The organism is Pseudomonas mandelii (genome assembly GCF_024138395.1).
GTDB lineage: Bacteria > Pseudomonadota > Gammaproteobacteria > Pseudomonadales > Pseudomonadaceae > Aquipseudomonas > Aquipseudomonas mandelii_E.
This window is the reverse complement of sequence record NZ_JAMYDU010000012.1, coordinates 34,621-47,510: the sequence shown is the minus strand read 5'-3', so window position 1 is coordinate 47,510 and position 12,890 is coordinate 34,621. Positions and strand designations below refer to the sequence as shown.

Annotated in this window: 13 protein-coding genes and 2 tRNA genes; 14 read left to right on the top strand and 1 reads right to left on the bottom strand. The window is 54.2% G+C overall.

The window, feature by feature from the left end:
* Window positions 1–25: 25 nt before the first annotated feature.
* Window positions 26–466, top strand: a complete 441-nt coding sequence (locus NHU87_RS18160) for a CBS domain-containing protein (protein WP_008071340.1) — start codon at window positions 26–28, stop codon at window positions 464–466.
* 30 nt (window positions 467–496) lie between these two features.
* On the opposite strand, the gene NHU87_RS28690 is transcribed toward NHU87_RS18160, so the two are convergent.
* Window positions 497–1,192, bottom strand: a complete 696-nt coding sequence (locus NHU87_RS28690; protein ID WP_437180840.1) for a methyl-accepting chemotaxis protein — start codon at window positions 1,190–1,192, stop codon at window positions 497–499.
* Window positions 1,193–2,441: 1,249 nt separating this feature from the next.
* Here NHU87_RS28690 and NHU87_RS18150 point away from each other — a divergent pair.
* The 13 genes from NHU87_RS18150 to NHU87_RS18090 all read left to right on the top strand — a co-directional run bounded on the left by NHU87_RS18150 (window position 2,442) and on the right by NHU87_RS18090 (window position 12,801).
* A tRNA-Cys gene (locus tag NHU87_RS18150) sits at window positions 2,442–2,515 on the top strand.
* Between the two features lie 196 nt (window positions 2,516–2,711).
* A tRNA-Leu gene (locus NHU87_RS18145) sits at window positions 2,712–2,798 on the top strand.
* 160 nt (window positions 2,799–2,958) lie between these two features.
* The gene (locus NHU87_RS18140; RefSeq protein WP_253551377.1) at window positions 2,959–4,278 is read left to right on the top strand and encodes a tyrosine-type recombinase/integrase; all 1,320 of its coding nucleotides are present in this window, start codon (window positions 2,959–2,961) and stop codon (window positions 4,276–4,278) included.
* Window positions 4,275–4,988: a hypothetical protein gene (locus NHU87_RS18135; RefSeq protein WP_253551376.1), complete on the top strand. Its 714-nt coding sequence runs from the start codon at window positions 4,275–4,277 to the stop codon at window positions 4,986–4,988. The genes NHU87_RS18140 and NHU87_RS18135 overlap by 4 nt, the downstream gene beginning before the upstream one ends.
* Window positions 4,989–5,047: 59 nt before the next feature.
* Window positions 5,048–5,269, top strand: coding sequence for a helix-turn-helix transcriptional regulator (locus tag NHU87_RS18130; protein ID WP_218538919.1), 222 nt, complete (start codon window positions 5,048–5,050; stop codon window positions 5,267–5,269).
* A gap of 265 nt (window positions 5,270–5,534) precedes the next feature.
* Entirely contained in the window at window positions 5,535–5,927 is a 393-nt protein-coding gene (locus NHU87_RS18125) for a virulence-associated protein E (RefSeq protein ID WP_253551375.1), read from the top strand.
* Entirely contained in the window at window positions 5,924–7,036 is a 1,113-nt protein-coding gene (locus NHU87_RS18120) for an AAA family ATPase (protein ID WP_253551374.1), read from the top strand. Before NHU87_RS18125 ends, NHU87_RS18120 begins: the two co-directional genes overlap by 4 nt.
* Window positions 7,037–7,160: 124 nt before the next feature.
* On the top strand, window positions 7,161–7,304 hold the full coding sequence (locus NHU87_RS18115) for a hypothetical protein (protein WP_253551373.1): 144 nt from the start codon (window positions 7,161–7,163) through the stop codon (window positions 7,302–7,304).
* 174 nt (window positions 7,305–7,478) lie between these two features.
* A complete protein-coding gene (locus NHU87_RS18110; protein WP_253551372.1) occupies window positions 7,479–7,874 on the top strand; it encodes a hypothetical protein in 396 nt (131 codons plus the stop codon).
* 87 nt (window positions 7,875–7,961) lie between these two features.
* Complete coding sequence (locus NHU87_RS18105; RefSeq protein WP_253551371.1) at window positions 7,962–8,636, top strand: hypothetical protein; 675 nt, start codon at window positions 7,962–7,964, stop codon at window positions 8,634–8,636.
* Between the two features lie 273 nt (window positions 8,637–8,909).
* Window positions 8,910–9,929: a DUF3800 domain-containing protein gene (locus tag NHU87_RS18100; protein WP_253551370.1), complete on the top strand. Its 1,020-nt coding sequence runs from the start codon at window positions 8,910–8,912 to the stop codon at window positions 9,927–9,929.
* A 10-nt stretch (window positions 9,930–9,939) separates the two neighbouring features.
* Window positions 9,940–11,268: a glycine-rich domain-containing protein gene (locus NHU87_RS18095; protein WP_253551369.1), complete on the top strand. Its 1,329-nt coding sequence runs from the start codon at window positions 9,940–9,942 to the stop codon at window positions 11,266–11,268.
* Window positions 11,269–11,829: 561 nt separating this feature from the next.
* The gene (locus NHU87_RS18090; RefSeq protein WP_253551368.1) at window positions 11,830–12,801 is read left to right on the top strand and encodes a hypothetical protein; all 972 of its coding nucleotides are present in this window, start codon (window positions 11,830–11,832) and stop codon (window positions 12,799–12,801) included.
* The last annotated feature ends 89 nt before the right edge of the window (window positions 12,802–12,890 follow it).

Genomic DNA, 12,890 nt, shown 5'->3' with positions numbered 1-12,890 from the left:
CCCTGAACCGTATCGGAGATCGTTGATGAAGACAGCCGCACAGTTGCTCAAACTGAAAGTCGTGCAGAACCAGCAGGTGCACAGTATTGCGCCGGATCAGATGGTCCTCGACGCCCTGAAAATGATGGCCGAGAAGAATGTAGGCGCGTTGCCGGTCATCGAAGACGGGCAGGTAGTAGGCGTCATCAGCGAGCGCGACTATGCGCGCAAAGTTGTTCTGCAGGGCCGTTCTTCGGTCGGCACGCCAGTGCGCGAGATCATGAGCGCACCGGTGGTGACCGCCGACAGTCAGCAGAGCATCGAGCGTTGCATGGCGGTCATGACCGACAGTCATTTGCGCCATCTGCCCGTGCTGGAGAGTGGCGAACTGATCGGGCTGCTGTCGATCGGCGATCTGGTCAAGGAAGCCATCGTCGAGCAGGCCGATTTGATTCGACAACTGGAGCATTACATTCGCGGGCACTGAGGACGTCGGGCCGACGTCACTCCTCCGCACTTATTGCTTATGAAACGTACGCCCCAACGCCTCCAGGCGGATGGCTATCGGCGGCAGGCGCTGGCTGCTCAGCGCCAGGGTGGCGACGTCGTCTGCGGTATTTTGCGCGATGGCTTGCACTGACTGTAAGTGAACGACGATATCCAGGCTTGCGGTGGATTGTTCGCGGGTGGTGATGACGATGCGCCCGTTGAGCTCATCGATGTGCACGATATCGGCACCCACCGCCTGGAACATCGCCGATGCTTGCCGACTGTCCTCGACGCAACGTTCCACGCCTTCGCGACTGTCATGCATGGCTTGCGCCGCTTTCCGGCTGCCTTGCTGCAAGGCCTCGATGATGCTTTTGATTTCTTTGGTGGAGAGGGCGGTGCGCTGGGCCAGGTTGCGCACTTCATCGGCGACCACGGCAAAGCCTCGACCCTGCTCACCGGCGCGTGCGGCCTCGATGGCAGCGTTGAGGGCCAGCAAGTTGGTCTGGTCAGCAATACTGCCAATCACTTCCAGCACATTGCCGATCTGTTCCGCCTGGCCCGCCAGAATCTCCACGGTGTCGCTGGTGCCTTTTATGCGCGAAGCCAACTGCGTGACTTCTTGCTGGGCGCGGTTGACGCTTTCCTGACCACGGCTGATTTGCGCGCTGGCCTGGCTGGCACGTTGAACCGCCTGTTCGACGTGAACGGCAATGTCTTCCATGGCATGCCCCATGCGCTGCATCGAACCGGTCATCTCGGTAATTTCCGTCAACTGATGCTGGGCGCCTTTCTCCAGCGTATGACTGGCCCTGGAGAGCTCCTGGCCGAGTTCGCCGAGCCCGTTGGTGTCGCGCACAACCCCGTCGATCAGAGAAGTGATTTGCAGCTGGAACTGATCGAAGCGATCCGACAACGAAACATGCACGTCGGCGGTATCGCTGTTGCCGGCGTCGGTGAGCCGGGACGTGGCCGCGAGCATCTTGTCGAGCATGTCCTGGCTTTCCACGGCTTCGGCCTGACTGTGCACGGCAAGGTAGAGCAGGATTACCGTCTCCACCACGACATAGAAAGCATGGACAAAGATCATCGTCCAGCCACCGTGATGCTCCATGACAAACACCGGGAAACCTGCATGTTGCAAGGCATGGAAAATCACGTGATGCGCAGCGATCGCCACCGCTGCGACCAGAATCGGCAACCAGTCACGATAAAAAGTCAGGACCGCCAAAAACACGAAAATACCGAAATGGACTTCGATAACGCCCCAGGATTGATTGATGTGCAGGGCGGCGATGACCATCAGGCCGATGGCGATGCAGCAACGCATCAACCGCGTGCCGCCGATGGCGTGATAAAGCAACGTCAGCAGTAGCGCCGTGCCGCCACCCACCAACACGGCCTGGGTGAACGTGTCGTGCCAGAACGCCAGACCTAATGCGTAGAGAAACATCAGCCAGACCAAACCAATCATGATGCGGTCAGCTTTGCGATAGTGCTCAAGAAAACGAGGGGGGAAGGCCATTCACTCTTACTCCATGTAATTGAGTCAGAACAAACCAGACAACGGGCGCAGCGAGAAAGGGTTGTTACTATGGAGCGAATCGGCTGTGCAGGCGTGTCAGCGAGCGAAGGCCTGAACCTGACTATCGGCAGGCCTGAAGTTTTCTTGAATACAGGCAAGGAAGGGGCCGGCAACTCCTGCGGATGTACGCGATCCATGTAGAGCTGCCGAAGGCTGCGATTTTTATAAGGCTCTGGCCTGTTCTCGGAACATATACCGGTGGCACGACCTGTAATTATTTTCCTCCAGTTCTTGACATGCCTTTCGAACCAGTCCAGAATTGCGTCCATTCCTGCTTAGGGAAGACGAAAACCCCTTAGATTTCAAAGGGTTGGAAGCTAGATTAGAATCTTGTTTCCAGATACGAGTTTACACGTTTGATGTCGTGCTACTGACATCAGATGTTTGAGGCCGAATAGCAAAATGGTTATGCAGTGGATTGCAAATCCACCTACGCCGGTTCGATTCCGACTTCGGCCTCCACTTTAAACGAGCTCCGTAGATCCATGATCTACGGAGCTTTTTTATTTTCGCAGCCCTGCAAGATTTAGTCTTGAAAAGGATCTTTGCGAACTTGCTTCACCGGGGCGGGATGTATATATTTCCCCCTCTGTTGCACAAGCGTCAGAACTGCCAAGATCGTTATTGGTCAGCCGTCAGACTGCTTTATCGCGCTACCGCCCGAATGGCGAAACTGGTAGACGCATGGGACTTAAAATCCCCCGCTCGTAAGGGCGTGCCGGTTCGATTCCGGCTTCGGGCACCAATAGTATGATTTCAGATGTTCCCGTAAACACCTGAAACCTAGAGAAACCGGCCTTATAGCCGGTTTTTTTGTGTCTGAATATCCCCGTATGTACCTGTACAGCCCCAAGATTTAGGTATACGTTTAGGTATATATCGGTTCGATATCGAGGCGTATACCTATGGCGCGCACCGTAACCCCCCTTACCGACCCCAAATGCGAGGCCGCCAAGCCCCGCGCAAAGGACTACACCCTGTTCGACGGGCAAGGGCTTTTTTTGCTTGTAAAGGCTACCGGCACCAAGGTCTGGCGCTTCAAGTATAAAAAGCCAAGCGGTAAGCCTGGTCTGGCAACGTTCGGCAACTACCCGGCTCTCGGTCTGAAAGCCGCCCGCGCGCGTCGAGCCGATGCACTCGAGTTGCTGGCGCATGGCCAAGACCCCATCGAGAGCGCTAAGCAAGCAAAGATCGAGGCGGCCAATGAGGCGGGGAACACCTTTGAGGCGCTGGCCCTGGAATGGCACGCCAGCATGGCCGGCAAATGGTCGAAGGATCACGCGGTCAGGGTGCTGAAAGAGATTGAGGTCGATCTTTTCCCCATGCTGGGCAAACGCCCCGTATCCGACCTGAAAACCCGCGACCTGCTGGCCTGTCTGAAGACGGTAGAGAAGCGCGGCGCGCTTGATGTGGTTGGGCGACTGCGTCAGCGCATCGCCGGAATCATGCGAATCGCCGTTCAGCGCAATTTCATCGAATACAACCCGGCGCTTGATCTGGTGGGGGGGACTGCCACCCGCAAGACCAAACACCGCCCGGCCTTGCCCCTTGAGCGGTTGCCGGAGTTGTTGCAACGCTGCGAGGCTGACACCGGACGACCGCTTACCTGTCTTGCTGTAAGCCTCGCTTTACTGGTGTTCATTCGTTCTAGTGAGCTGCGCTTTGCTCGCTGGTCGGAGTTCGACTTTACCCGGAGCATGTGGACGATTCCCGGCGAACGGGCACCAATCGAGGGCGTCAAGAGGTCGCACCGAGGAGCCAAGATGGGGACTCCGCACCTTGTCCCGTTATCACGCCAGACGCTTGAAGTGCTAGAGCAGATACGCCGGCTTAGCGGGCGTTTTGATCTGGTGTTGCCGGGCGATCACTACCACTGGCGGCCAATGTCGGAGAACACCGTAAACAAGTCACTGCGCCGCATGGGGTACGACACCAAGATAGAGGTTTGCGGGCACGGTTTCCGCACTATGGCCTGTTCCGCGTTGGTCGAGTCCGGCCTGTGGTCGCGTGACGCGGTTGAACGGCAAATGAGCCACCAAGAGCGCAACGGCGTGCGCGCGGCCTACATCCACAAGGCTGAGCACTTGGAAGAGCGCCGACGGATGATGACGTGGTGGGCTGACTACTTGGACGCCAACCGGGAAAAGCACATTACGCCCTACGAGTTTGCGCAGCATAAGGTCAGTGTTGGTGAGCCCAGAGCTCTAGGGGCGGTGGGAGCATGATAAAACCTGACATGCTGCCGATCATTGAAGCGCACCTTACGCAATGGGATTGCGGGGAAAGTGAGTACACGCGGGACTTTCTGGCCGGGGTCATCCTTCGTGCTGAGATTGAACGAGCGCCAATTGATATTGACCTCGCATTTGAGATGCCTTGTCAGGAGCTGGCCGGGCGAGCCCTTGACTGCTTGGTAAAGACCACCGGGTACAGTCCTGACTGGTTCGAATCATTGAGCGATTGCCAACACATGAAGTTTTCCAGCTTCGGCTTTCATTTGCCCAAATATGTCTGCTCGCTGCTGGATGTCCGATCATCTTGTTTATTGGTGCTAGGCCATATCGAAGAAGCGCGGCAGTTTGATCCAGACAGCCATGCCGAGTGCGCTGTTGAGGAGGTTCGAGAGCTGATCAAACGGTTGGAGTCACTTGAAATGGCAGTAGCGGAGCGCCATTTTTTGCAAAAGGACCTGCACTCCACCGTTGAAGCTGAGCAGGCAGTCAGGTCTGAGATTGCCCAAAAGTACAGGCAGAAGATGGAGACGGCCCGCGCCGGACGAACCGCCCTTCACGATTGGGCGGCAGTCGCCAAGCTGGAAGCGGAGTTGTTGGCTACCGGCAAGTCGCGGCGCGAGTTCGCAAATATCATCGAGCGGCGTTTAAAAATCCCGAAATCAACCTATCGAGAGTGGCGGCGTAAACAAACGACGGGGTAATTATTTGGCCGTTGTTTCGATAACTATCTTGTGAGCGTCACCCATACGGAGGCGCTCAAATGCACCCTGCAACGACTCCCGCAAAAGCTCTAATCCGCCAGCCAGCGCTGTGTCGCTGGTTGGACCTATCCCGCTCGGGCTTGGACAAGCTCCGCAAGAAAGACCCGACCTTCCCGAAGCCGATCAAAGACGGCGACACCCGCCAGGCTGCTGCGTATTACGTCGTGGCTGAGGTGGAGGCATGGCTGCGCGCCAAGATCGAAGCGAGGGACGCAGCATGAAAATGGCCGCCTTTGCGAAGAAAAATGGCCTCGAACTGATGCAGGCTCAGTCAAACCGAAATGCGCGCTCGAGTGCCCGGTTGGTAAACCGTCGCGCAGATGTCTTCAAATCTCCATTCAGAGCACCGCCCTTGAAGCGCGATGCTACGTGCAGCTCGTCCGCACTCCACAATCGCGCCACTGACTTGCACCGCAACGAGTATGCCGTCGACCTGCAGCCCCACTTGGTCCTGATCTCTCTGTGCTGGTTTTGCGAGGTACAACTATGATGCCCGCCGACAAGCTGTTGCCGCGTCTAAATAAGGTGCGCCCCCTCAAACCAAGCCAATGGGTCGCCTGCTGCCCAGCTCATGATGACCGCAATCCAAGCCTGAAGATCACGGAAGCAGGGGACGGCACGCTACTGCTGAAATGCTGGGCTGGCTGCTCGGCGGCGCAAATCGTCGCGGCTATCGGCCTGGATATGCGCGACCTGTTTCCTGATGGCGGCCAGCGCTCCTCCCCAAGAGGGCCCAGTCGTGCGGCAGTTGAGCACGAGCGTCACATCGTCGCGATTGGCCTGTCCCTGCAAGCTCGAGGCGAGAAGCTGCCGAAGTCAGATTTAGACCGCTTGGTGTTGGCACGTCGCCGTCTGGCTCAATGGGAGGAGCGTGTATGAATGCAAAGGCACAAGACCGTTATGGCGACCAGTGGGCCGAGGTTGACCAGCGTCTGTCCAGCTCAAGGCCCTTCCGGTTCATCGCCGCCTGCGACATGCCGGTGAAGCCAGTCGCGTGGCTAGTTCGCGAATACATCGAGGAAGATGCGCTTGCTGTAGTGTATGGCCCACCCGGCAAGGGCAAATCCTTCCTGGCCCTGGATGTGTCGTGCTGCATCGCTATGGGTATCCCGTTCCACGGGCATGATGTGAAGCAGGGAACAGTGTTCTACATTGCGGGCGAAGGCCACAATGGGCTGGCGCGACGCCTGCGAGCATGGGCACAGCACAATGGCACCGACATGCCGGCACTGTTATTCGTGTCCGACGCCCCTACCGATCTATCCAGCGCCACCAACGTGGCGAAGGTAGCCGAGTCGGTTCAACAACTCGCAGACGCAACCGGCGAAGCCCCGGCTCTGATCGTTATCGACACGATGGCCCGCAACTTCGGCGGTGACGAAAACAGCGCAACGGAAGTTGGGCAGTTTGTGCGCAATGCCGACGTGCTACGCCGACACTGGAAGGCTACTGTGCTGATCGTCCACCACAGCGGTAAGGATGGGGAAAAGGGCGCGCGTGGGTCGTCCGCCCTGAAGGGGGCTGCTGATGCCGAGTACGAAGTCAGTCGGAGCGACGTAGACAAACTGATCCGACTGACCCCGCGCAAGATGAAGGACGCAGAGGAGCCGCCGCCGCTCGCCTTCGAGCTAGTGGGGGTGTCGGTGCGCGACGATAGCGGAAGTTTGGTTGGCGGCGCGGCGTTGAAGTTGACTGAGTACACCGCACCTGTTCCTGCGGCGAAGCCGCAGGGGAAGAACCAGCAGAAGGCCTTGGACGTCCTGAACCAGATGTGGGGGGAGGTCGCTACGCGGCTTGCCAAGCAGGGCCGAGAAGATCATCCGATCAACATCCTGTTCGATGACTGGAAGGCGCGCTGCGAGGTTGTCGGGCTGGATCGCAACCGCGCCAAAGAGGCGTGTGAAGGCTTGCAGAAGCGTGGAGTAGTTGAACGGGACGGACCGCATGTCCTGGTAACTGAGTCTGTCCGAAGAAAACGAAACCCTTAGGGACTTCGGACTATTCGGACGCCTACAAGCCTGTACCTTTCGGGCATATCAGACAGGAGTCGGACGTGTATCTAACGGGAGTCGGACAGGCCTATGAATTACCCGATCTCGAGGAATTTTAACTATGGCCGCCTTGGACTGTTTGCGTTGGGCCCGCCTGTCGGTCGAAGCCAACGGCGAAAACGTGTGTTGGCGCCCCGTCGAGCACATCTGCCCGGCCAGAAGCGGCCAATGGAAAGCTGTCTGGCATGTCGCCAGCATTGTTTGATTTGCCGTCTACACTGATCTAGCAGTTTGGCCTTGCCATCCGCGTCGTGTTTCTCCTCGGATAGTGTCGCGCTCACCGTGATCACCTCAGGAAAACAAGGGCTTACAGGACGAAAAACAACGTTTTACGACATAACGGTCGACTAATAATAGTTAGAGAACAAAGGAGAGTTTCATGATGACCGAATTTGAAGACATCAAGATCGTGTCGTTGGACGATAAAACATCCTACAAGAGCGACCCAAGTTCGGCGCTGATGCACGTTGTCCTTAGTCTTTCTGCCTCGGCTCCATATGAATGGTCAAATTACTTCAATCAACGTTGGCTGCAACAGTTCTACATGATGAAGCGCAACGCTTCTGTGTCAGGCAAGCGCCTTGAAATTTATTGTGTGCCTGATGATCTGAAAAATGATCACATTCCTGAGTTAAATAAGGTAATTGCCGAGACAAACCAGGTCTATCGGCAACATCTAGCGCATACGCAACAAAAAGTGGCCACACAGGCGGCAGCGGAAGCTGCGGAACGAGAAAAACTCGCGTTAATCAAGGCCGGCCTGAAGTTCGATTAGTCTGCTCTCTAACAAGCGGCTCAAGGCCGTTCGCTTCGATCACTCGGGACGGGCTAAAGCCCGCCCTGAACATTAGGTGCCTCAGGCATGAACAGTGACCACACGCCACAAGGTGAACACGTCGAAGCACTGTTACAGGCGCTCGAGCGAGACAGCGACGCATTGCTGAAATTTGGTATGCAGGTTGTCGGCCCCTCTGGCAGCCCGATGTTCCCACTTGACTGGATGGTGTTTGCTGCCATCAAGAGGGGTTTAAGCACTGCGAGTGCCGTTACTGCAATGGTCCGGGCATGGAACATGGTCTGTGCACGCTCATTACTTCGAATGCACATCGATACGGCGCTACGATTCTCGGCCGCGTGGTTAGTCTCGGAACCGCACGCCTTTGCCACAAGGGTATTCGAGGGCGCACGCATCGACAAGTTGACAGACAGAAATGGCAAGAGACTCACGGATGCATATCTTGTTGAAATGCACAAAAACGAGCATCCATGGCTGCCTGATGTCTATGCAAACCTCTCGGGATACGTTCACTTCTCGGGCTCACATATCAACGATGCGATCTCTCACTTCGTGGAAGAAGACCGAACCATTGAGTTCCTGATCTCTGATTCTGATTTGAAATTCCCTGAGTTCAGTTGGGTAGAAATCCTGGAGTGTTTCAGAGAAGCGACGTCAATTCTAGCTAGGCATATTCAGGGATACGCTCATACGAAGAAATTCGCGCCAGATGCGTTGGAGGCGTTGCGTGGCAGAACCTAACAACTGGTAAAAGTCCCTCGCGTCGCTCATCAATTAGGGGGCAGACTATGTTTTCTCTGCTTCACAAGGCATAGCAATCGTGGCCTACCCCATATTGCCTATTAACCGAAGATAAAATGAAATATATTATACTCCTAAGTTTGTTGTTATCGTTCTATGCGATGGTAAATGAGTCTTCATGTGATGATGCGGTAATTGAATAATTTCATAAGGCTCGAGAATTGTATTTTTTCCATACAAAGCATCCATGACCGATCATGGTAGAGGGGGGCTATGCACATTTTTATAGATGAATCAGGGAGTTTTACCTTTACACCAAAGCCTCATGCTTGGAGCACAATTTGCGCCGTTGTCATTTTGGACGAGGCGATGGAGGCCGCCGAAAACGCGCTTAAGGATTTTAAAGCAGAGAATGGGGTCGCTCCAACTGATGAATTGAAGCTAGGAAAGGGAGTAGATGAAATGAGTTATTTTCGTCTACTTGTACGCTTCGAAAGACTGAATTGTACGCTGTATGGTTTAGCAACAAACGCTCATCTCAACACCCCTGAGGCTGTAAGTGATCATAAGAGTTCAAGCGCTGATGCATTGGTGAAATATATAGATAAAATGGTTCATCAATGCGCGCGTGAAGGAATTAAGAGTGTTTCTGATCAAGTTAGAAGGCTTTCTAATCAGCTCTATATTCAGTTTACCTGCCAGATAATGTTGATGCACTCGGTGGTTTCGCAAGCCGTCAATTACTACGCACAGTACAGCCCAGAGTCTTTAGCCGCGTTTGTATGGCGCGTGGATCAAAAGGAGCCAAGTAGAAAGACCAAATACGAAGAAGTCTTCGAAAATCTCAGTCCAGGTTACTTGCAAACAATGTCTCTGGACGACCCTATGCCAAGGGTCCAAGGCTTCGATTACAGCCATATGGTGCGGTATGATGTTCCGGAAGGAGAGCAGCCAACCTATCTCAAAGATGACTATAATATTGAAGTTAACCTGGATGATGTATTGGATATCCAGAAGCTAATAAGGGAGGATATTCAGTTTGTGAATTCGAAGGACGACTTCGGGGTTCAGTTGGCTGACTTGCTGGCTGGAGGGCTAAAGCGTTGCCTAAGACGGGAATTCAAAGATAATCTTAGAGCAGCAGCATTTCTTGGGCGATTAATGATTAATCGCGGTCGTGGCAAGCATCCAGTACTATTGTTAACGCTCGGTCAAGAAGATGTGCTTGATCAGTCAACAGTAAAATTAATAAATATGATGAAGCGTCAGCAGCGACGGATGATAAAAAAATAAGGAAATAGTTATGCCTATTGAGCACCGGCGGCCTTCTCAAACGACAGTTAAAGAACTATATGCCAACGCATTCCGATGCGCATACCCATCTTGTCGGCGACCTCTATATAAGGTTGACTCAGAAACAGGTGAGCGCTCTTTGAACTCTAATGTTGCCCATATATGTGCTCGTAGTGAAGGCGGCGAGCGTTGGGATGCGGAAATGACGGAAAAAGAAAATCGCTCAATAAGCAATCTCTTAATACTATGTCTTGAGCATGCGTGGGAAATTGATCGACCTAATAGAGCTGATGCCTTTCCTCCTCAACTGCTTAAGGCTTGGAAGCAGGAGCAACTTAAGGAGTTTGACGCTATTGGAGGTCAAGGTTGGATGCTTACTTCCGATATGGCAGATGAGGCTTTGCGCGCCTCTGACGAGGGCACCACGATAATTAACTCTGTATTGAACCTTGGTGGTTTAGGCGGCAATGCACCGGGTGCTGGAGGGGGAGGTGGTGGAGCTGTAGGAAAGAATGCGGTAGCAGGTCCGGGAGGTCCTGGTGGGGACATTCGTTATGAAAGCATCTGGCATCACGAAGAAGCTTTCGAATACAAATTGCCCTCTGGTGAATACCCTGGAGCGGGTGGCGGTGGAGCAGGCGCGGAAGGTGAAAATGCTACAGGTGGCAGTGGGGGCGGTGGAGGAGAGATAGTTATCACGACGCTCTCCGTAGACGAGCTCGATTCTCCGGAAGGATTGTTGGCCATGGAAGTGCACGTTGGCGAGGGTGGACGTCCTGGACAACATCCCGGAGAGCATTCTAGTAACGGGGGGAACTCAGAGCTGCGATTTGTCACATCTGACGGAAAGATAGTTAGATCTATCGTAGCTAAAGGAGGGGTGAGAGGTGATTCAGGTTTTTCAATTCCTCCTGGAGCTCGGGAGGTGACGTCAGCAGAAATCGACTCAGGGCTTAATGTATCAATGCTCATGGTTGCAGATGCATTCCATACAAAAAACGGTCTGCTTTATGTCTTGGGAGGTGCCGCAGAGTGCTGGGTTTGTCCGCAGTTGCCAGCAGATATTTTTTGGCCAACGGCCGTGGTTGGCTCTATGGGGCAGGTTCCAGATTCTCTTTTACTCACCTTTTACATGGTTGTTGATGATCCGGACGGGCAGGAGGTTTTTAGACTTCCCTTTACGGTGGTCCGAGGAGCGGACCGGCCGGTTGCTAATTTCTCTCAATGCTTAGGCGTGCAGTTCAGAGCGAACGTCGCGGGCGTTTGGAGTTTGCGGATTGTATCGGGTGATTTCGAATTTGCCCGGTTACCCCTCGAAATACGAAACCAAGGGGCCTGAGGGGCTAAGTTTTTTTGTTTACATGAGAGACAGTTGATACTGCTCCATAAAGCCATTAGGGAGGGGGAGGTCAAAAGTCTGGAGCCATCGCCTCAAGGACCGGTCCCTGTCCGTTTCAACCATTAATTCGTAGTTTTTTAGGAAAATGGCCGTCTTGGGCAAGTATAAGGGAATGTCGGGAGGCGCTGCGTCAAAAGTCTAAGTGTTCGCAGTATCAGCCTCCGCACCCAAACTATTTTTCCATCTCTTCAAAATTCGCATTCCTAACCGCCATCCCGAAATGGCGAGGGCGCTGATGGATCACTAGTGCCGCCCGGCGACGGTGAAACGGGGGAGGACGCCGGCACGATAGGTGCGAAATTACACTCCACTTGACCACCCGTTTGCATTCGTTCTGACCAGTCACTTGCATCGGACTTGACCAGCACGCTTCGTGGCCATGATCGGCAGGGAAGGGGTGCCTACAGAATTCGGAAAAAATCGTACGCTAAGAAAAAATCGTACGCCTTGAGGCTGCTCCAGCAGCCCCTATACTGGTTTTGTCTAGGGGGAGGGAGTGGAATGGGAAGCCCGGTACGCATTCTAGTGATCATGTCCATTGCGATATCGCTTTCGGCGTGCTTTGACCGCTCAATTTCAGGTAGTTACGTGGCCAAAGACTCATCAAGCGCTGAGTTCTTGCAACTTACTCAGGCCCAGGACGGAAAGATCATCGGAACATGGCAGCAACTAGCTGTCAAAAGCGGTGGAGGGATAGAAACGTCGATAGCAAACGTAAGTGGAGTCGTTGATGGTGAGAGTCTGACCCTCACTGTGTCCCTGGCCGGTCTCCCAATCAGTCGGAACCTCAGTGGAACGGTCACCGCATCAACGTTGGAGCTAAATCTAGTCGGCAGCGCCGGCGCTGTAGCCAGCGCTCATTTCGCGCGCGGCAGTGTCGCAGACTTCAATACTGAAGCAGAAAGGTTGGCACAGGCCGGCCAGTCGATTAGAACTGAGAAGTTACGGGCTGATCAGGTCGAAACCTTGGACCGGTCCGCGCTGGCTCTCGAAGAGGCGCTGAATGCGTATGTGAAGAGGGCCAGAAAGCAAATCGACGATACGCCCCGCTTCATTTCTTACTTCACTCGCGCAAGCAACGATATCAGTGACAAGCTGCGTTTTGCGCAGCGTCTTAATAGTGTGCAGAGCGCTCAGGCCGAGGCTGCATTGGCGCAAGTTTTCGCCTCCGAGCCCGCGATCCGGAATACCGGAGACTCGATCGATACGACAATTGAGAATATGACCCGGGAAGAGGCATCTCTCAACATCCGAATGATGGTCTTCAATGGTAACTGCCTTGGCATGTCCACCGTCAAACTTGGAGATGTCATACCCAACATGGGCCCCTGCAAAGCACTTACGTCGGCTGCTGCACGGTTTGGGGAGGTGAGAGTGCTTGTCCACACAGCGCATGAGCGCCTCCAACTCCAAAAGAACAAAGCGATGAAAGAGATGGAGGCCACTTGGCAGTTGGCTACTCGTCTTCCTTAACCTGCGAGATGACCGACTCTCATCAGTTCAGATCAGTGCCTCAACGGTATGGGGCTGGATTGCCTCAACTCCGAACTTCTTCAATACCG

Bases quoted from the DNA above. Each gene is read 5' to 3' on its own strand.
- NHU87_RS18140 (WP_253551377.1), top strand. From the start codon at position 2,959: ATGGCGCGCACCGTAACCCCCCTTACCGACCCCAAATGCGAGGCCGCC.
- NHU87_RS18125 (WP_253551375.1), top strand. From the start codon at position 5,535: ATGATGCCCGCCGACAAGCTGTTGCCGCGTCTAAATAAGGTGCGCCCC.
- NHU87_RS18135 (WP_253551376.1), top strand. From the start codon at position 4,275: ATGATAAAACCTGACATGCTGCCGATCATTGAAGCGCACCTTACGCAA.
- NHU87_RS28690 (WP_437180840.1), bottom strand. From the start codon at position 1,192: ATGGAAGACATTGCCGTTCACGTCGAACAGGCGGTTCAACGTGCCAGC.
- NHU87_RS18095 (WP_253551369.1), top strand. From the start codon at position 9,940: ATGCCTATTGAGCACCGGCGGCCTTCTCAAACGACAGTTAAAGAACTA.
- NHU87_RS18160 (WP_008071340.1), top strand. From the start codon at position 26: ATGAAGACAGCCGCACAGTTGCTCAAACTGAAAGTCGTGCAGAACCAG.
- NHU87_RS18110 (WP_253551372.1), top strand. From the start codon at position 7,479: ATGATGACCGAATTTGAAGACATCAAGATCGTGTCGTTGGACGATAAA.
- NHU87_RS18105 (WP_253551371.1), top strand. From the start codon at position 7,962: ATGAACAGTGACCACACGCCACAAGGTGAACACGTCGAAGCACTGTTA.
- NHU87_RS18115 (WP_253551373.1), top strand. From the start codon at position 7,161: ATGGCCGCCTTGGACTGTTTGCGTTGGGCCCGCCTGTCGGTCGAAGCC.
- NHU87_RS18090 (WP_253551368.1), top strand. From the start codon at position 11,830: ATGGGAAGCCCGGTACGCATTCTAGTGATCATGTCCATTGCGATATCG.
- NHU87_RS18120 (WP_253551374.1), top strand. From the start codon at position 5,924: ATGAATGCAAAGGCACAAGACCGTTATGGCGACCAGTGGGCCGAGGTT.
- NHU87_RS18100 (WP_253551370.1), top strand. From the start codon at position 8,910: ATGCACATTTTTATAGATGAATCAGGGAGTTTTACCTTTACACCAAAG.
- NHU87_RS18130 (WP_218538919.1), top strand. From the start codon at position 5,048: ATGCACCCTGCAACGACTCCCGCAAAAGCTCTAATCCGCCAGCCAGCG.